The organism is Vibrio sp. G-C-1, assembly GCF_021728015.1.
In the GTDB taxonomy this organism is placed as follows: domain Bacteria; phylum Pseudomonadota; class Gammaproteobacteria; order Enterobacterales; family Vibrionaceae; genus Vibrio; species Vibrio splendidus.
Genome location: NZ_JAKKCR010000003.1, coordinates 45394 through 64622, shown reverse-complemented (window position 1 = coordinate 64622; position 19229 = coordinate 45394). Strand labels below are relative to the sequence as shown.

15 protein-coding genes are annotated in these 19229 nt (G+C 44.2%); 11 read left to right on the top strand and 4 right to left on the bottom strand.

Annotation, left to right across the window (positions count from 1 at the left end; genetic code table 11):
* Positions 1–249 precede the first annotated feature (249 nt).
* Positions 250–516 carry an Lpp/OprI family alanine-zipper lipoprotein gene (locus tag L3V36_RS05710; protein ID WP_004732066.1) on the top strand — a complete coding sequence of 89 codons (267 nt, stop codon included), beginning with the start codon at positions 250–252 and terminating at the stop codon, positions 514–516.
* Between the two features lie 146 nt (positions 517–662).
* Here the strand turns inward: L3V36_RS05710 and L3V36_RS05705 are convergent, their stop codons facing one another.
* On the bottom strand, positions 663–1739 hold the full coding sequence (locus tag L3V36_RS05705; RefSeq protein ID WP_102446885.1) for a L,D-transpeptidase family protein: 1077 nt from the start codon (positions 1737–1739) through the stop codon (positions 663–665).
* A 347-nt stretch (positions 1740–2086) separates the two neighbouring features.
* Here L3V36_RS05705 and deoD point away from each other — a divergent pair, with 347 nt between their 5' ends.
* From deoD to L3V36_RS05685, 4 genes are all read left to right on the top strand, one after another.
* Positions 2087–2797 (top strand): purine-nucleoside phosphorylase, encoded by a 711-nt coding sequence (deoD, locus tag L3V36_RS05700; RefSeq protein WP_004732072.1) that lies wholly within the window; start codon positions 2087–2089, stop codon positions 2795–2797.
* A gap of 81 nt (positions 2798–2878) precedes the next feature.
* Positions 2879–4348, top strand: coding sequence for a lactate dehydrogenase (locus L3V36_RS05695; RefSeq protein ID WP_029222154.1), 1470 nt, complete (start codon positions 2879–2881; stop codon positions 4346–4348).
* Positions 4349–4533: 185 nt separating this feature from the next.
* Positions 4534–6003, top strand: a complete 1470-nt coding sequence (locus tag L3V36_RS05690; RefSeq protein WP_017090319.1) for a hypothetical protein — start codon at positions 4534–4536, stop codon at positions 6001–6003.
* Positions 6003–7583, top strand: a complete 1581-nt coding sequence (locus L3V36_RS05685; protein ID WP_017094635.1) for a GGDEF domain-containing protein — start codon at positions 6003–6005, stop codon at positions 7581–7583. The genes L3V36_RS05690 and L3V36_RS05685 overlap by 1 nt, the downstream gene beginning before the upstream one ends.
* Before the next feature lie 63 nt (positions 7584–7646).
* On the opposite strand, the gene L3V36_RS05680 is transcribed toward L3V36_RS05685, so the two are convergent.
* On the bottom strand, positions 7647–8549 hold the full coding sequence (locus L3V36_RS05680; RefSeq protein WP_017094636.1) for a DMT family transporter: 903 nt from the start codon (positions 8547–8549) through the stop codon (positions 7647–7649).
* A 250-nt stretch (positions 8550–8799) separates the two neighbouring features.
* Here L3V36_RS05680 and L3V36_RS05675 point away from each other — a divergent pair, with 250 nt between their 5' ends.
* The 6 genes from L3V36_RS05675 (at position 8800) to L3V36_RS05650 (ending at position 14424) form a co-directional block, all read left to right on the top strand.
* A complete protein-coding gene (locus L3V36_RS05675) occupies positions 8800–9195 on the top strand; it encodes a DUF3302 domain-containing protein (protein ID WP_017064245.1) in 396 nt (131 codons plus the stop codon).
* The gene (locus tag L3V36_RS05670; RefSeq protein WP_017092875.1) at positions 9195–10325 is read left to right on the top strand and encodes an HlyD family secretion protein; all 1131 of its coding nucleotides are present in this window, start codon (positions 9195–9197) and stop codon (positions 10323–10325) included. Before L3V36_RS05675 ends, L3V36_RS05670 begins: the two co-directional genes overlap by 1 nt.
* A 320-nt stretch (positions 10326–10645) precedes the next feature.
* Positions 10646–11194, top strand: a complete 549-nt coding sequence (locus L3V36_RS05665; protein ID WP_065682253.1) for an ECF-type riboflavin transporter substrate-binding protein — start codon at positions 10646–10648, stop codon at positions 11192–11194.
* Between the two features lie 6 nt (positions 11195–11200).
* Entirely contained in the window at positions 11201–12895 is a 1695-nt protein-coding gene (locus tag L3V36_RS05660; protein WP_208774620.1) for an ABC transporter ATP-binding protein, read from the top strand.
* Positions 12892–13731 (top strand): energy-coupling factor transporter transmembrane component T, encoded by an 840-nt coding sequence (locus L3V36_RS05655; protein ID WP_017086560.1) that lies wholly within the window; start codon positions 12892–12894, stop codon positions 13729–13731. Before L3V36_RS05660 ends, L3V36_RS05655 begins: the two co-directional genes overlap by 4 nt.
* Positions 13732–13953: 222 nt before the next feature.
* Positions 13954–14424, top strand: coding sequence for a TetR/AcrR family transcriptional regulator (locus tag L3V36_RS05650; protein WP_017090325.1), 471 nt, complete (start codon positions 13954–13956; stop codon positions 14422–14424).
* A gap of 80 nt (positions 14425–14504) precedes the next feature.
* Here L3V36_RS05650 and glgB read toward each other — a convergent pair whose 3' ends face one another.
* Positions 14505–16685, bottom strand: coding sequence for a 1,4-alpha-glucan branching protein GlgB (gene glgB, locus L3V36_RS05645; RefSeq protein WP_102442352.1), 2181 nt, complete (start codon positions 16683–16685; stop codon positions 14505–14507).
* A 175-nt stretch (positions 16686–16860) separates the two neighbouring features.
* Entirely contained in the window at positions 16861–19041 is a 2181-nt protein-coding gene (malQ, locus tag L3V36_RS05640; protein ID WP_004732094.1) for a 4-alpha-glucanotransferase, read from the bottom strand.
* Positions 19042–19229 lie beyond the last annotated feature (188 nt).

Genomic DNA, 19229 nt, shown 5'->3' with positions numbered 1-19229 from the left:
TAACTAGAATATTGTATGCGTTGCTAACAAAGGGACCACTCTCCAAAGTAGTATCAAAACGACCTCGAAACCCCTCATCTCAGAAATGAGACAGAACGTGATGCTTAGCTAATTACCTCAAAAATTTAGCAATTTCTTTAGTTATTGTTTTTGCAGTTAAAAAATTAGTCGCTACAATCATTAATGAAGCGACTATATGATAAAGAATGTATAGCGCATCTTTTGATGATAAATAAGCAAGGAGTTCTTATGAATAAGACGTTAATCGCAGCTGCAGCCTCAGTATTTATTTTAGCTGGTTGTTCTTCAGAACCTGAAGAAGCAGCAGTATCAGAAATGGACCAACTAACTAACCAAGTTGCTGAGCTAAGCAGCGAAGTAGAAGCACTTAAGAGTGACAAAGCGGCTGCTGAAATGAAAGCTCAAGAAGCATCAGCTGCGGCTATGGCAGCAAAAGAAGAAGCGGATCGTGCTAACGACCGTATCGATAACATTGCTGAGTCTTACACTAAGTAATTGAGATAGAAACTCAATGAAGCTGTAGATTTCAAAAGACGTATATACATGCAGTAAATTGAAAACACCACCTCTTTCGAGGTGGTGTTTTTTTATTGAGGGGAAAGAAAAAGAAGGCTATTGGGCTTTACTCACAACCGATCAAATTAGAACTCAATCACAGGCGGTGCAATTTCAACAGGCACACCATTTTGAGCAAAGATGACTGCTTTGGCTTTTGAATTAGGAAGATCAGCGTCTTCAAGCCACCATTTTAGTTCAACAGGGATTTGCAGTAATTTCTTAGAGCCATCACTTCGCGTCAAAGGTTCGTGAGCTTCAACAAATACACTTCTATCTGGCTCCAAAGACACCTTAATAGGCTCATCGATTATTGTGACTTGTTCACCACGATTAACCTGTTCAAAAAGCCACTCGATATCTTTAGGTTCCATACGGATACACCCAGAACTGACTCTCAAACCTATCCCGAAATCCTTATTAGTACCATGTATCAAATAATCACCAGCACCATAAGCAAGTCGCAATGCATATTCACCTAAAGGATTTTCAGGCCCAGCGGGAACCACTCTTGGTAGCTCAATCCCTTTTTCTAAGTACTCTTTGCGAATTGAGCTTGGAGGAGTCCAGGTCGGGTTAGGTCTTTTTTGGCTGATCTTAGTGATCATCTCGGGAGTATCACGCCCTACTCGACCAATACCGACAGGGAAAACATGCACCTGATTTTTCTCAGGCTCAAAGTAGTACAACCTCAACTCGGCAAGGTTAATCACAATGCCTTTTCTCGGAGTATCCGGCAGAATCAAACGGCTAGGAATGCTTAACACATAGCCTTCAGCAGGAAGAAAAGGATCGACCCCTTTGTTTGCCGCCATTAAAGAGAGAAAGCCAATATCGTATTGCTTTGCAATGATCGCCAAGGTTTCACCCGCCGCAACTTCGTGTTGCTGTATTCTGCCCACGATACGGCTTTCTGTTGGTGGCAACTCAAAAGTTGCAGCAGACACCCACGACGAAGTCATCGCGCCAGCAAGCAAAATGATTACCCGAGCAAGTAAAGTTGTTCTCACAGCAAACAAAGTCGTTCTAATCGTAATCAATGTGGACTTAACAGCAATCAATGTGGATTTAACAGCGACCAACGCTAGCTTATGTAACCTTGTTTTCGTCTGTAACTGTGTTTTCATCGAGTGCGAAGGCGTCGAGTTAGCGCAATACGACATACAATTCCTTGGTTTGTCTCTTTATCAAAGTTTAGATTATCGCTGATCAAACGTCTCTACAACGTATTGTTGCCTCCAATACAATATGCAACAGATTTAGATTTCGAGCTTTATCTTTAAATATCGTGCAATTTACCCATACAAAATCGATTGCCTTTACGCTTTCAACATATTTGGTTATCAATATTAATAAAACTATAATGGCAAAGCGGTTTTGTGACTAAAGTCTCATGGAGCCTCGTTTTAACTCGCTAATATTGCCTCAACAAAACGAATTCAATTCAACAGAATCGGTAATTGATTAAATCCTGTTCCTATCATTACCGTTTAAACTTTGGAGAACGACCATGGCTACACCTCATATTAATGCTCAAGCTGGTGATTTCGCAGAAACAGTACTTATGCCGGGCGACCCGCTTCGCGCAAAATACATTGCAGAAACATTCCTTGATGACGTGAAGCAAGTTTGTGACGTTCGCAACATGTTTGGTTACACAGGCACTTACAAAGGTAAGAAAGTTTCTGTAATGGGCCACGGTATGGGTATCCCATCATGCTGCATCTACGTACACGAGCTTATCGCTGAATACGGCGTGAAAAACGTTATTCGCGTAGGTAGCTGTGGTGCGGTACGTGACGACGTTAAACTAATGGACGTTGTTATCGGTATGGGTGCTTCTACAGACTCAAAAGTAAACCGCATTCGTTTCAACAACCACGACTTCGCTGCAATCGCTGATTTCGGTCTTCTAGAAGAAGCTGTAAACCAAGCACGTGCACAAGAAGTTCCAGTTAAAGTTGGTAACGTATTCTCTGCAGACCTTTTCTACACTCCAGAAGCTGACCTTTTCGAGAAAATGGAAAAGCTAGGCATCCTTGGTGTTGATATGGAAGCGGCTGGTATCTACGGTGTTGCTGCGGATCTTGGTGCTAAAGCACTAACCATCCTAACAGTGTCTGACCACATCATCCGTGGTGAGAAATTAAGCTCTGAAGATCGTCAAAAATCTTTCAACGACATGATGAAAGTTGCTCTAGAGACTGCAATCAACATCTAACGACTTGAATAAGATACATTGAAAAGCGTTACCCCGCAGCCAAGCTTACTTGGCTGCTCAAATAATCCCGAGGGGGAGATCGTGTCTAACGACAAGCTGCCAAAAGATGCGGATGGTTTGCAACTCAACTTTTGTAAAACATTGGCGTGTGACAACTTTGGCTTGAGCGATGCAAAACGGTATGTTTTGCAACACGCAAACCCTAAGCGTCCGGCGATGGTTTGTCGTGAATGTGGAGCTTTCCCCCCCTTACTTAACAATCGTGAAGTGTTAAGCGAACTTCATCGCCTAAGACAACTTCACAGCGATGGCCTTCCTGCTTGCCGCAATGATGATTGCGATAACTTTGGCCTATCGGTTCACACCCACAAACATCTTTATCATGCCTTCGGTTACAGCGGTGACAGGCAGCGTTATCGATGCAAAGACTGCCAATCAACCTTCGTTGACAAGTGGTCTGGATCCAATAAAAAACTTCAGTTTCAAGAGAACCTCATGGGCTTGTTGTTCATGGGCTATTCCGTACGTGAAATCTGCAGAAAACTAGAGATCAACCCAAAGACTTTCTATGATCATGTTGACCACATCGCGAGCCGTTGCCGTCGTAAATTAGCGATGATCGATGCACGATGGGTTAATCATGCCAAAGATTATCAATTCGCTTCTCACTATCAACGTCTACAACCGCAAAGCAACAATGGTGTGGTTTGGATAGCAACGGGTGAGGCGCATTCTGGCTATATCCTTTGCCAACACGTCAACTATTCTCAAAATGAAGAGCCTTCAGGGAATGTTGATCACAATCCTTACGATGACGTTGCGCGTTTTGTATCCAAAGATCACTCATCAGAAGCGAACCTCGAACAACCTCAGCCATCTGACAAGTTGAAAGAGCGTATTGAACAGCAGTACCAAGTGATTTTAGCGAGAGGTAACGTTGAGGATCCTATGGGTAACCTCACCACATTTAGCTACCCTTCGAAAGGCGCGCTGATTCGACCGCCTTATACCTCTTATGCTCACTTCCTACATGTGCTTGATATGTGTAATGAAGATAAGCATGTCGCTATCTATATGCCACAAGATCCATTACTAAGATCTGCCGCTTTAAGTGTATGTTTGCCGCGCATTCAGAGTCAAAATATTGACCTTATGTATGTAGAGGAAGATCCCGGCTGGCAAGACGATCAAAGTTTCGAAAAGATCGACATCGTTCACATGAGTTGGTGGCGCGATCGTTGGGCTATCGCAAATCAAGGTGATAACCAGAAAGGTATTTGCTACCTAACGGGTAACAATCCAGAACCAAAACAGTGGTTTAACACTGCCTCAATTCAGCAAACCAAGTTCTATCAACAACGCTTCCAGCTGTTATTTGATAGCTTCATCAATGAGCCCAGACGTAAGCTTCGTCCTGGCGGCATTCTTCCATTACTCGACATATTTAGAGCTTGGCACAATCTGTGCTACCAAGATAAGCAAGGGCTCACGGCAGCGCAGCGCTTAGGTGTAGCAGAGCAGCCATTGACCCTAAAGCAACTACTTTCATAGAAACAGACCTCTAGATAATTATTCGGGAACTCATTGATTTTAAAGCAACAACATGAGGTAACACCCATAATTGGAAAAGATACATGTTCCTTTAAGGCCCTAAGAAAGATAATTGGTGCTTATCTCAAATCACACTCTTATAATGATTGTGTTATCAATATGTTCGATAATTATGGATCTAACTCTTGGACAAAAATCAGTACCTTCTTGAAACAGAACTAGAACAACTCAAAACTCGTGTCGACTCTGAGCCATCGGTGATCCTAGAGATTGCTCAACAGTGCCTAGTCCGATCGGAGCAAGTTCTGTTTGAAGAGGGTGCTATCCAGTCGTTAATGTTAATGGCAAGGTGTAGCTGGAACCTGATGGATTACCAAAAAGGTTTGAAGTACATCAAGGAAGCCTACAAGCGCCAAAACCGATTAGATACCGACCTTTTCCTCCCTGAAATCCTCCATTTACACGCGCTCCAGTACTGGGGACAAGCCAAATATTACTCCGCCCAACAGTTCTGGATCAATGCCTTAGAGCAATCTGCACTGGTTGATGAAGTCGAGATTCAAATTGAATGTCTCATTGGACTTGGCAACATCTGGCGAATGACTCATGAATATAAGCTTGCACGTTCTACCCACCAGCTTGCCGTTAAAGTGGCTAACAACAGCCGCATTGGTTGGCTAGAGGGCAAAGCAAGAATACTGCTCGCTTGGGATTACTACCTGCTTAACAACTATGTTGAAATGCTGTCGGTACTCGACGGTGCAGAAGAAGCGTTAAAAGAGCATAAAGATAACACTTGGCATGCCGAAGTATGGGACTTTCGAGGCCTTGCTCTGCTTGGGCTTGAACGCCTAGATGATGCAGAGCGCGCGACAGCCAAAGCGCACAATCTAGCCGTAGAACACAACCTCGTTTGGATGAAAGCGCACTCTTACATCAGTCGAGCTCGATTGGAGCTCCTGAGAAAAAGACCAGAACATGCGGCAGAATTGCTGAAACTCGCTGAACACTCTGCAAATGAATTCGATAATGGTGAGTTGCTTAGCCAGATTTGTTACCAACAATCCTTGGTTGCAGAAGAAAACCAAGATTTCAAAGCTGCGTTGGTCGCCTTTAAAAAGTACCGTCAATATTCCATCGGTATGCTTAAAGAGCAAACTAATCGTGTCGGTTTAGACAAAGCGCGCAGTTCAAAACGCCAGCTTGAACAGAGAGCACGAAAGCTGATTAATCGTATTCGTGGCCAGCATGAGTACGATCCTGAAAAGCACCTCTCTTATGTCGTTTCTGAAACCTTTTGGTGGGAGAAGCTGGTCCTCTTTAAGACAGAACTTAAGCGCTCGAACCACAGCATCATTATGTTCCATCATGTCGATACCGATTACTTAGATGTCTGTACCGAGATTGCTCATACCTTGTGTAATCAAAACGACTTCATCGCTAGGCTGAGTTCAGAGCGTGTTGCTATGATGCTTTCAGAGAAAGGCGAAGCCGCAGAACAAACCTTCCAAACTCTCAGCACCATGCTAGAAATATATCCATGGCATAGAAAAGGATTAAAAGGTTCGAGACCTACCGTCAGCCTCAATGATATTTTGACGTTCCCGTTCACTCTTGAACAATTAGAAGAAGACGATGCTGAGGTAATAGAATAATGGAAACCCTATTACGCAAGATCACAGATGCTGGTTTAGACCCTTCATCGGTATCGGGTGAAGAAGCGATCATATTCTGGAACCACATTCGCCAGCACGTTTCGACCACGCAAACTGAGCAAGCGCACTGCTATATCATCAGCTCTGAGTACCGTGCCGAGTTACAACAAAATCAAACCAGTATCGAAGAACTCAGGCTGGCACTCGACCTACTCCACCTTCCTGTTGATATCGAAGACATTCTCACAGTAAAGACCAGCCTAAGCGACCGCTTGGTTGAAATTGGTGATTACACATCGGCACTGAATGAATTCGTCAGCTCATCGACAATTGCGGTTGAACACGGCCATATCGATGAATATGTATTGGCTATCTTAGGCATGGGGAACCTGTGTGATGCCTATGGTGATCACAACAGAGCTCTTCGCTATTACCAAAAAATCAGCAGTATAGACCACGCGATAAGCAGTCGCTCACTTCGCCTCAAATTCAAGCTGCATATGGTAGCAAGCCTACTTCTGCTCAACCGCATTACCGCGGCCAGCGATTTACTGAATGAGTGCGAAGAATTAAGTATTCTAGTGAGTGACAAGTTGCTCACAGCTCAAATATTGCTCTACCAAGCGAAAGTGCTTCGTGCTAAGAAAAAATACCATGAAGCCTTACGTTGCCTATCAAAAGTTCAATACCCAGCCAACAGCACTCAAGCAAGCTGGCTCGCAACCATGACTCGTCTCGAGTTAGCACATTGCCTAAGTGCAACCGGAAAGCAAGACTATGCGAGCATGATTTTGTCGAGCACAGACAAACGTGTAAAAGCCTACTCATCGCCAGTGCTTGCGAAGCGTTTCTATGACTCTTTGAGTGACGTATGTATGAATCAGGGCCGTTTTCAAGAAGCTCTAAGCTATGAGAAAAAAGGTTACCGAATTGAAACGGATCTGATGAAGCAGATCCCGATCAGCGAACTTGGTGCAAGCCAACTACGCCGCCTATCGCGTTTTGAGTTACAACTCAAACTCATTCTCTCTGAACAAGAAAATAGAGAACTCAAAGAGACGACTGAACAACACAAGAATACAGTTGCTCAACTACAACAAGATGTTTTCACCGACCCACTGACCGGGTTACACAACCGTCGATGGTTAGATGTGAAACTAAAAGACCTGCTGCTTCACGAAGCACCTTTCGCATTAATGGTTGTTGATATCGACCACTTTAAGTCTATCAATGATGAATTAAGCCACTTAGTGGGTGATAAAGCGATTGTCAGCGTTTCTCAAGAGTTACGTTCATACTTTAAGTTTAGAGGCGCGTCATGTGTCAGATTTGGCGGAGAAGAATTCCTCGTCATTCTTGAGAACACTGATCTTCCTAAAGCAGAAATGCACTCTGAAAATTATCGAGAGCGCATCTTCCAATTCGGTTGGCATGAGATACTTGGGGAGCGCGGTTTGACCGTAAGTATCGGTATCACTTTACATCGTGACGGAGAGAATACTCAGCGTACCTTCTATCGTGCCGATAAAGCGCTATACCGAGCTAAAGCCAACGGCCGTAATCAAGTGTGTACAGAGTAGTGGCATGTAGCTCTGTGACTCTATAGCTCTGTAGCTCTGTAGCTCTGTAGCCAAGCCTGCATCTTATTGATAAAAGAACAGAGATATTCCAGCAAGGGCAGCAAGCGTCCCTATGACGCTTTGCTTTGACACCTTCTCCCCTTTAATCGCATAAATCACCAAAATAAAGACCGGACTGGTCGCTATCAATGTTTGTGCAATCGCAGGGTTCGCATTCTTCAATGCAACTTGCTGAAGCCACAATGCCAAAAAGGTTCCGACAAATATCGCCCCTAACAACCAAAGCTTGTCGAGTTTAGTCATCGCCCATAAATCTCTTTTTATCGATGAATACGGCTTCTTTTCAAAAAAAGGGATAATCAGCATTACGGCAAACACACCTATCGTGAGACGAATCAGTGCACCTAATAATGGTGGGATATCACCCGCTACTAACGCGTAATGAGAAATCACCACACCGGATGCCTGACAAACACTCGCCACAAGCCCATAACCAATGCCACCCCACTGTGCTTTGTCATTCGATTCACCGCTCGCCGATTTTGATGGTTGGAAGACAACGAAGGTCACTGCTAGTGTTGTAATCACGACACCGAGCCAACTTTGCAACGTTAATGCGACACCAAGAAACATGAGTGCCAGCACACCAGAAAGAGGCGGTGCTAAAGATTCCAGTAACAGCGTCTTATTGGCACCGATTCTTTTCAACGCCGCAAAATAGGCGCTGTCTCCAATCGCAATACCAATCACACCTGAAATTGCCAATATCAGAAAATGGTTGGTGCTCAATTCAAATTCAGGCATCGGTATTAACGGCATGACCAACAGCATCATGCCAGAGGCTACTACACCCTTAACAATGTTCAATTGCATCGCAGAGAAGCGATGTCCAAATTGCCCATAGATCCATGTCGCACATGCCCACACAATTGCAGCGCCAATGGCCGCCAATTCACCTATATACATCCGTATTTATCCCTTGTGGTTATGCACGTCATTTAGAATCGTAGCTGTCATCATTTCAGCTGAAATACCAACTAGAAAGCCGAAATAGCCTCTTCAAACGCGATGAGATTTTATAAGATTCATCAATGCTTTTATTCGCATTAGAAGCGACAACACATTATTTTCAACTCGGTAAATCATTTTTATAACAATTACTTGGATGATAGCGTAGTATATTTATAACTAATATCTAACATTACAAGGATCTGTTATGTTTTTAGACTACTTTGCGCTCGGCTTACTTATTTTCGTAGCATTAGTAATCTTTTACGGCATCATCGTTATTCACGATATTCCCTATGAAATTGCGAAAGAACGCAATCACCCTCATCAAGATGCTATTCACGTCTCAGGCTGGGTTAGCCTATTCACCTTACATACTATTTGGCCATTTCTTTGGATTTGGGCAACATTATGGCGCAAAGATCGTGGTTGGGGCTTCGCTAAATTAGAAGAAGAACAACACGATATTCATCATCGCGTCGATATTCTCATCGATCAAGTGAGTACTCTTCAGGAAGAAATCGCACAGCTCAAGCAAGCAGGTGCTGAACAAAGCAGTCCAGAGAAAGAGACAAACAACGTTCAAGATCAGGAGGCTAAGTAATGGATTTACTGCTGATAATGACCTATGCGGCACTTTGTATCACCATTTTCAAGGTGTTCAATATACCGCTAAATAAATGGACAGTACCTACTGCCGTACTTGGAGGTGTGATCATAGTAGGTACCCTAATTCTACTAATGAACTACAACCATCCATTTACACAAATCGGTAACCAAGTTTACTCAACAACGCCAGTCGTTTCAGGCGTTAGGGGTAAAGTTATCGAAGTGCCAGTAGAAGCAAACAAACCTCTGAAGCAAGGGGATATTCTTTTCAAAATAGACCCAGTTCCATTCGAAGCTGAAGTCGCAAGGTTAGAAGCCAAGGTAAAAGAAGCAAGCCAAGGTGCTCTTGGAATGGAATCTGAAGTGGTTGAAGCAGAGGCTGCAAAAATCAAAGCCATCGCGGAAAGAGATAAAGCCCAACGTGAGTTTTCTCGTTACAAGCGTGGTTACGACAGTGGCGCTTTTACCGAGCAACAATTGGATACTCGCAGACAAGCTTACAAAGCATCGGAAGCGGCCGTGAAAGTTGCAGATGCAAACCTAGAACAAACAAAGATCGCCTTGGACTCTGAAATAGGTGGCGAGAATACAGCGGTTTTAAGCTTATTGGCTGAATTACGTAAAGCTCAGTTTGATTTAGAACAAACCGTGGTTCGAGCTCCCACTGACGGATACGTTACGCAACTAGCATTACGCCCGGGTGTAATGGCAGTTCCACTTCCTTTAGCTCCCGTGATGACGTTTGTTCACACAGAGGAGCAGTTCTATACCGCTGCATTTAGACAAAACTCGCTACAGCGCCTACAACCGGGTTACGAAGCTGAGTTCCTATTTAGAGCATTGCCAGGAAAAGTATTTAAAGGACGTATTGATGAAGTGATTCCAGCTATTGGTGAGAGCCAATTCCAAGCTAGAGGCGCGCTTCTAGGTACTGACGCATTGCGTACCAGTGGTCGTGTGTTTGTTAAATTGAGCATCACTGATGATCTGTCTGACTACCATTTACCTATGGGTACCGCGGTTGAAGTTGCCGTTTATTCTGACAGCTTCACTCACGTGTCTATCATGCGTAAGGTCCTTATTCGCATGAAGAGTTGGCAAAACTATCTATATCTCGACCACTAACTATATCTAGACCACTAAATGGTCATAGATATACGACGATCCCGCTTAACACATTGTTAAGACGAATGAAAAAGCCAGACCCGCTCTGGCTTTTTTGTTGCTTGATTAACCGTAAAATTGCGCTTTTTACACGATATTTAGGTGTTCAGATGGAATTTTAGACATCTAGACACTTACCTTCCCTTATGGAAGGGTTCTACTGTATAATGCGCGCCTTATTTTTTATATTTGCCCAAAAAACGTTCTCATTGAGACACATATTAATAATGGCGAATATTCGTTCTTTATCATGCTTTATCTTTCAGTATTCGAGGTTATCTATGAACTTTTCAGCTAAAACAGTGGTCGTTATCGCCATTGGCGCGGCACTGTACGGCATTGGTGGTTTACCTATGTTTGGTGTCCCAGTGTTTGCGAACACGACATTGAAACCAGCAATGGCAGTCTTAGCACTATTTTCTGTTTTGTTCGGCCCTATCGTTGGCTTCTTGGTTGGCTTTATTGGTCACTGGGTAACAGATTTATTTGCTGGTTGGGGCGTATGGTTAACTTGGGTACTAGGCTCAGGTATTGTAGGCATGGTTATCGGCTTGTTCCCTATGATGACTAAGAACCGTCTTCAACAAGGCGAACTGCCAATGAAAGATTTTGTATTGTTCGTGGTACTTGCCCTTGCAGGTAACGTTGTAGGCTACGGCTGTTCCGCGTTCCTAGACACTATCCTATACGCAGAACCGTTTACTAAAGTCTTCACTCAACTGTCTATCATCGCAGCGGGTAACACCGTTCTGATCGCTGTTGTGGGCTTCCTGATCCTAAAATCAGTCGCTAAACGCAACAGACAAAGCCGCAACCTGACTGAGGCATAAGCGATAATGACTATAGCATTTTCGAACTTCTCTTTTAGATATGAGTCGCTAGATAAACCGACGCTAAAAAATATCAATCTAAGGATAGAGAAAGGAGAGAAAATCGTCATTATTGGACCAAGTGGCAGTGGTAAATCTACCCTAGGTCAATGTCTCAATGGCCTAATACCTCATGCAATTAAAGGTGAGGTAACTGGCTCTTTAGAGATCAACGGCAAGAATATCTCTGAATTTTCGATGCACGACTATACCGAGCAGGTAGGCACAGTATTGCAAGATACTGACAGCCAATTTGTGGGTTTGAGTATCGGTGAAGATATCGCATTCGCATTAGAAAACCAGTTGATGTCGAACATTGACATGTACCCGTTAGTTAAGTCGACTGCAAAAATGGTTGACCTAGCGGACATGCTTGAGCGCTCTCCTCATGACCTATCTGGTGGTCAAAAACAGCGAGTATCGTTAGCGGGTATCTTAGTTGATGACGTTGATATCTTGCTGTTTGATGAGCCTCTGGCAAGCCTTGACCCTAAAACAGGTAAGGCAACCATTGAGATCATCGACCAACTGCATAAAGAAACCAACAAAACCATCGTGATTATCGAGCATCGCCTTGAGGATGTCCTGCATCGTGATATCGATCGTGTGATCTTAATGGAGCGCGGTGAAATCGTCGCGGATATGACTCCCGATGAAATTTTAGCGTCTAAGTTACTTGATACGCACGGTATTCGTGAGCCTCTTTACTTATCCGCGCTTAAAGCGGCGAAAGCCCCACTAACCTGCGAAGATAAGCTGTCAAACCTCAAAGCTTTGGATTACAAAAGGTTCCGCCCAGCAGTTCAAGCTTGGTTTGCTGACCGCCCTGCCCCAGCTGCAGAAAAGCAGTATCAGCCTTTACTCGAAGTTCATGGTCTGACTTATTCTTACGATGGCGAGAAGAACGCACTCGAAGATGTGAGCTTCAAGATTGGCAAAGGCGAGTTTGTTTCGATTCTGGGCAAGAACGGCTCGGGTAAATCTACCATCACCAAACTCATCATGGGTGTGATCGATGCCGATTCAGGATCTTCCTATCTAAATGGTGAAGACTTATCTGAGCTTTCTATCTTCGAAAGAAGCCAAAAGGTCGGTGTGGTAATGCAGAACCCAAATCATATGATCTCGCATCATATGATTTTTGACGAGATTGCTTTTGGTCTTCGTAACCGTGGCGTTTCAGAAGATAAGATCAAAGAAAAAGTTGAGAACGTTCTTGAGCTTTGTGGGCTGAGTAAATTCCGTCACTGGCCTATCGAAGCTTTGAGCTACGGTCAGAAAAAGCGTGTAACCATCGCTTCTATCTTAGTGTTGGAACCTGAACTCCTCATCTTGGATGAGCCGACAGCAGGTCAAGACTACCGTAACTACACATCCATGCTGGCATTCATCCAAAAGCTTAACCGCGATTTGGGTATTACTGTGGTGATCATCTCACACGACATGCATCTCGTTCTAGAGTACACCACACGTTCGATCGTAATCGCTGACAGCAAGCTTATTGCCAATGCAGCCATGACGGAAGTGTTTAGTCAGCCATCGCTTCTAGAGCGTGCAAACCTCTGTACCACCAGTATTTATGAACTCGCGACCATGATGAAAATCGACGATACCAATGCGTTTATGCAGTACTTCATCGACTACGAGAGAAGTTCTCTATGAACGCATCAAAAGTAAAATTCGGCATCAACTACATTGATACCAAATCCCCCCTGCACGCATTAAATGGCATCACGAAATTTGCACTCTTCTTAGCTTGGGTAACCGTGGTATTGACTACGTTCGACCTGAGATTGATTACGCTGCTTATTATGACTGGTTTATACCTATTAAAGCTCACCAATGTGCCTATACGCGTGTATAAGCCTTTGTTATTAGGTACGGCGAGTGTCTTAAGTCTAAATGCTTTATTCATGTTCCTGCTTGCTCCGCAGCAAGGCACTGAGCTCATCGGTAGCGAAACTGTATTACTGACATTACCGGGTAACTACTCGTTGAGCCAGGAGACTCTGTTTTACTTAGTCACGGTCACGCTCAAGTACATGAGTATGTTCCCGATAGCGTTAATATTCGTATTCACTACGCACCCGACTGAGTTTGCCGCGAGCCTCAACCGTATCGGCGTTCCGTACAAGATCGCCTATGCGGTAAGCTTGACGCTGCGTTACTTGCCAGAAGTTAAGAAGGACTTCATCAATATCATGCATGCTCAGCAAGCTCGTGGTGTAGAACTCTCGAAGAAAGCGCCCCTAATAACTCGAATCAAAAACGTGGCTAAGGTTCTAGGGCCGCTCATTTTCTCTAGCTTAGACCGCGCAGACGAGATTTCAAATGCAATGACGCTTCGCGGTTTTGGCCGACACAAGGCACGTACTTGGTATAGCTATGCGCCTTTGAAACGTATCGACTTTGTTTGTTTGAGTGTCATTGCTTTTATTGTGGTGTTGGCCATAGCGAAACGCATTCTTGAACCTGAATTGTTTTGGTATCCATTCTAAGTTTTCATTTACCACATACAAACAACGACTTAAAATTACACACCGCTCAATAGGGCGGTGTTTTTATGTGTGCCAAGATCTGATTAACAATTGAACCAATAACTCAATACTGACTATTTTTGACGATAAACTGACCGTTTACTTACGTCTTTGGTTTGAAATCTAATTTAGAAACTCTTAATATACATGTTTACAGAATGTTACACTCAATAGAGATTTGTAATGGCTCGAATTACTCAAGTACAGAAACTAGAAAATCAAAAGCACTACGACGAGATCGTACTAAACCTTTTTCTGGCTGAAGGACATGAAGCACTAACTTATGCAAGGATTGCTCAAGAAATTGGCATTAGTTTGACGACGCTTCAGGGCTATTATCCATCGACTCGCGCTATCCGATCAGCGTTACACCAACACATGCTATCAATTGTTATAGAGAATCTAGAGTTCTCGTCGGAAGAAGTATTCATTCAATCTTGGCAAAACGCTCTAGATAATGATCAATTTCGATTCGTGATCAAATTGATGTTTTTCCATGCCTCCCAGGTCAAGAGCCCTGAACAGTTTAACATCAGTTCAGATGGTCAATTCCGCGAGATAATGTTTAATAGCTTTGGGCTTGATTCCGTTCGAATCCTTGAGACTGTCGTAGGACGTTCAATGTTCTATCTCACGAACTTTAATCAGCATTAAACCAAGCGTTATAAATACAAAAATGGGAGCCTTTCGGCTCCCATTTTCTTTTTAGTTATCGCTTACTTCAACTTATAGACCTAATTTAGCTTGTAAAAAACGGTCGATAGCGGTGGTAAACGCAGCTCAATCGATGTGTCTAAGCCTTCGCTTTCTACTGATTCAACCTTAGCAACCGGCTTCACTTCAAAGCCACTGCCTGCATAATCCGCAGAGTCTGTATTCAATAACAAAGAGTACTGACCTTGTGCTGGAACACCTAAGCGGAAGTGCTCATGAGGAACGGGGGTAAAGTTTGAAACCACCAATACACGCTCGCCTGATTCACTGATACGCTCATGAGCTAAGATACTCGCTTCAGCTGAATCCTGTAGACGCCATTCGAAACCTCTAGGGTCGAAATCAAGATCATGCATTGCGGCTTCAGAACGGTACAGATTGTTCAAATCTTTCGTTAAGCGCTGAACACCTTGATGACGTTCATAATTTAGCAAGAACCATTGCAGTTGATCATCGTGGTTCCATTCCGCCGTCTGACCAAATTCAGCACCCATGAAGTTCAGCTTCTTACCCGGCTGCGCGTACATGTAACCCATGTAAGCACGTAGATTTGCCGTTTGCTGCCACTCATCACCAGGCATTTTTTCGTGAATAGATCCTTTACCATAAACCACCTCATCGTGAGATAGAGACAATACATAGTTCTCACTGTGTGCATAAACCAATGGGAAGGTAATTGTATCGTGGTGATATTTACGATTGATTGGATCTTCTTGGATGTAAGACAAACTATCGTGCATCCAACCCATGTTCCACTTAAATCCGAAGCCTAAACCACCCATAAAGGTTGGGGCTGAAACACCAGGGAAAGCCGTCGATTCTTCAGCAATCGTCATCGCATTCGGGAAGTGCTTGTAAACTTCTTCGTTCATCCACTTAAGGGTTGCGATGGCATCGTAGTTTTCGTTACCGCCGTCTGCGTTCGGAATCCATTGATCATGGCTACGCGAATAATCGAGGTACAACATCGAAGCAACCGCATCAACACGAATGCCGTCGATATGGAATTGTTCGAACCAGTACAGTGCGTTTGCAACCAAGAAACGACGCACATGCTCTTTGCCTAAATCATAAATGTACGAATTCCAATCTTGATGCCAACCACGACGTGGATCTGGATCATGGAACAAAGGTGTTCCATCAAAATTGGCTAAGCCGTGATCATCACTAGGGAAGTGCGCTGGAACCCAATCCAGAACAACACCTAAACCAGCTTGGTGACATTGATCGACGAAGAATTTGAAGTCATCAGGAGACCCAAAACGACTCGTTGGTGCGAACAAGCCTATTGGCTGATAGCCCCAAGAACCGTAAAACGGATGCTCTGAAACCGGCATCAACTCGACATGCGTGTAACCCAAGTCCGTTAAATATGGGATCAATTCAGCAGCAAGTTCACGGTAGTTTAAGAATTCCCCTTCAGCGTTACGCTTCCAAGAACCAGCGTGCAGTTCATAGAACGAAAGTGCTTCTTTACGCTTTTGCGTTACTGGGCGATTCTGCCACTGAGTATCTTGCCACTCGTAACGAGCGTGATCGTAAGTCACAGAAGAAAATGAAGGGTACTGCTCAGAGTAAAAACCCCATGGGTCAGCTTTGTGTGGTAAGCCTTCGCCATCAGGTCCTTTTAATTCAAACTTGTATTGAGCGCCTTCTTCCAGTTCAGGAATGAATAGGCCCCACATGCCATAATCTAAACGTTGCATTGGATGACGACGACCATCCCAAGCGTTGAAGTTACCCACTAAGCTTGCCGCTGTTGCATGCGGTGCATACACCAAGAAACGCGTACCTGAAATCGTCTGTCCATCACGCTCTAGCGTAATAAACTGAGCCCCCATGTGATGATACATATCTTTAGGTGTATGGAGATCTTCATAACTCGCGTACAGATCGTGGTACTGGTATGGATCATCGATGATCTGCTCGACTCCAGCCCAATCAACCGCGAGCTTGTAGTGAGTAAAACGTAAATCTCTCTCTTGCTTAAGAATGAAACCACTTTCACCCTCTCGCGCTAACTCAATACGAGGTTCCTTTCCAACAATCAACTCGACTTTATTTGCCCCAGGAATCCACACACGTAATGCACCTTGCTCAGAAGGTAGGTATGGCCCTAAAAACGCAAATGGGTCAGTGAAACAAGCCTGTGATAGTTGGGTATATATTTGTTTTTGCTTTGAAATCGAACTTAGTTCCAAAACGCTTCTCCCTAACCAAACATCCAAAAAATATAATACAAAAATGCCCGCTATTAGTGCGGGCAATATAACGACGGTTTATTCTACCAGATGAGCATTCATTATTGAGTGACCGAGGTTGTAGTTTCGTACGGCGTAAGCAAAAAACCACCTATTTTCAAGCCACTCAACGTCATTACTTAGCTGCTTTTTCTCGAACGTCAGTTAGCTTAGAAGCGATACGATTTACCCCTTCGTGAGCAAATATTTCGTCCAAGTTCATTGATAGTTTACGACGCCAGTTAGGGTATTCATCGACAGTGCCAGGGATGTTTACTGGCTTGTCCATCTCTAACCAATCTTCCAGTTGAACACTAAGAAGTGTCGAACCACCAGCCGCAACGTGCAGTTGAAGTGCTTCAGCAAGATAAGAGTCCATCGGTACTTGGCTTGCATCACGACCAACACCTTCAGGTAAGAAGCCATGCCATGCTACTGAATCTAAGATACCTTGTTTGCACTCCAGACGGTCGTCGAACAAGGTTTCTAGCTGTTCTGCATCTGGGTATAAACCAATCTCTTGACCCATTTTCAAGTCATCACAATGCCAGAAGCCGCGAAGCGTTGGCATATCATGAGTACAAAGTGCCGCCATCGATTGTGGTGCATAATGTTTCGGTGAGATAAAGCCACCGTCATCTTCTGATGTTTCGAAGAAGAATACTTTGTAAGAATGCACACCCGCATCCGCTAGGATATCGACGATTTCATCCGGCACCGTACCTAAGTCTTCACCGATAACGCTACATTGGTAACGGTGAGATTCAAGCGCCAGAATTGACAGCATGTCTTGTACTGGGTAATAGATGTACGCACCCTTGGTTGCGTTTTCACCTTTTGGAATCCACCACAAACGCAGTAGGCCTAATACGTGGTCAATACGAAGTGCACCACAGTGCTTCATATTGGCACGGAGTAGCTTGATGTATGCGTCGTAGCTCGTTTCTTGAAGCACTTCAGGATTAAGCGGTGGTAAACCCCAGTTTTGACCTAGAGGGCCAAGCACATCCGGTGGAGCACCGATGCTCGCATCCATCACTAGGTTGCCTTCATCGGCCCATGTTTCGCTGCCTGAATCCGCAACACCAACAGCTAGGTCACGGTACAAACCAACGGCCATGCCTTTCTCTTCAGCAAGAGATTGTGCATCGTTGATTTGGCAATCCGCTAACCACTGCAGGTACATGTAAAGATGAACATTCTCTAGGTTCTCTTTAATGTATTTCTGTGTCGCTGGGCTTTCGAATGTACGGTACTTCTCAGGGAATACAGGCCAGCCCCACATACCTGAATCTTCAGCATGTAACTCACCGTGCAGAGCATCAAACGCCGCTTGATGCATCAGGCTTTCACCGCCTTCTTCAACAAACGCTAAGAACGCTTGTGCACGATCGCTGTTCTTGTCTAGATGACGAGTCTTAAATTCTGCGAATAACAGAGGCAAGATGCTCATCTTAAGCTCAGACACTTCGGTGTAGTTTACCCAGTGCGCTTCACGAGCTTTTTGTAGACGCTGTTGGAATTCAGCGCTGCCTACCGTTTGTTGTGCTTCAGCACTTAATGCGAATTCAGGTACTGAGCTCACATCAATGTATAAGATGTTCAACCAACGACGTGACGACGGGCTGTATGGGCTCGCGCCTTCTGGGTTCGCTGGGAACAATGAGTGAATTGGGTTTAGGCCAACAAAATCACCACCACGAGAAGCGATATCAGCAACAAGCTGTTTAAGGTCGCCAAAATCACCAATACCCCAGTTGTGCTGAGTTCTTAGTGTGTACAGTTGAACACTTGGTCCCCAAAGCTTTTTACCTTGCTCGATTGGTGACTGCTTGAAACACGCTTTTGGCGTAATGATCAATGTCATCTCGTAAGGCTTCTTACGGCGCTTACGGCTCACAATCAGCTTGTGATAACCCCATGCCAAATCACTTGGCAATGCAAACACTAAAGGGCCACCCTCGGCACGCTCGTCACGAACGACTTGAGATTGAAGATAGCCTTCAAGTACCTCTCCTTGCTCGGTTTCTAAGCGCCAGCTGAACTCACTTTCACGAGCACTTACACCTAGATTAAGCGCCACTTCTACTGGCTCACCGTCACGCAAGACAAGAACTGGGTCTAGTACATCTTTTTTGTGTTTTCTTTCTGCAGATTTAAGCAGTGCATCATCGCTGCTTGTATCGTAGCCCAATGAAGCCAATAGAGACGTAATCGTCTCTTCTGATACTTGTGCTTCATCGCCCCACGCACTAACGTAACTGTCGGCAATGTTTGCCATTTCTGCGACTTGTTTTAATACGGTCTGTTCTTTCATCGCTCTCTCCGAAAACGTTCTGACGCTTTCTATTTTGTAGGGTTGTTAATTTAATTTTTTACTAATCAATTAGCTTGTGACAATCGGTTTGTAAGCAGCTTGTTTATAAACGACAAACCTTTAAGCCTTTCGTTTGCTCACAAGCTAATTGAGCCAAGGCAGAAACTGCCTTGGCTACTTTGGAAGTA

What these genes read in the sequence shown, in the direction of transcription:
- L3V36_RS05710 (WP_004732066.1), top strand. Translation starts at nt 250, where the DNA reads ATGAATAAGACGTTAATCGCAGCTGCAGCCTCAGTATTTATTTTAGCT.
- L3V36_RS05655 (WP_017086560.1), top strand. Translation starts at nt 12,892, where the DNA reads ATGAACGCATCAAAAGTAAAATTCGGCATCAACTACATTGATACCAAA.
- L3V36_RS05660 (WP_208774620.1), top strand. Translation starts at nt 11,201, where the DNA reads ATGACTATAGCATTTTCGAACTTCTCTTTTAGATATGAGTCGCTAGAT.
- L3V36_RS05650 (WP_017090325.1), top strand. Translation starts at nt 13,954, where the DNA reads ATGGCTCGAATTACTCAAGTACAGAAACTAGAAAATCAAAAGCACTAC.
- malQ (WP_004732094.1), bottom strand. Translation starts at nt 19,041, where the DNA reads ATGAAAGAACAGACCGTATTAAAACAAGTCGCAGAAATGGCAAACATT.
- L3V36_RS05665 (WP_065682253.1), top strand. Translation starts at nt 10,646, where the DNA reads ATGAACTTTTCAGCTAAAACAGTGGTCGTTATCGCCATTGGCGCGGCA.
- L3V36_RS05685 (WP_017094635.1), top strand. Translation starts at nt 6,003, where the DNA reads ATGGAAACCCTATTACGCAAGATCACAGATGCTGGTTTAGACCCTTCA.
- L3V36_RS05705 (WP_102446885.1), bottom strand. Translation starts at nt 1,739, where the DNA reads ATGTCGTATTGCGCTAACTCGACGCCTTCGCACTCGATGAAAACACAG.
- L3V36_RS05670 (WP_017092875.1), top strand. Translation starts at nt 9,195, where the DNA reads ATGGATTTACTGCTGATAATGACCTATGCGGCACTTTGTATCACCATT.
- L3V36_RS05680 (WP_017094636.1), bottom strand. Translation starts at nt 8,549, where the DNA reads ATGTATATAGGTGAATTGGCGGCCATTGGCGCTGCAATTGTGTGGGCA.
- L3V36_RS05675 (WP_017064245.1), top strand. Translation starts at nt 8,800, where the DNA reads ATGTTTTTAGACTACTTTGCGCTCGGCTTACTTATTTTCGTAGCATTA.
- deoD (WP_004732072.1), top strand. Translation starts at nt 2,087, where the DNA reads ATGGCTACACCTCATATTAATGCTCAAGCTGGTGATTTCGCAGAAACA.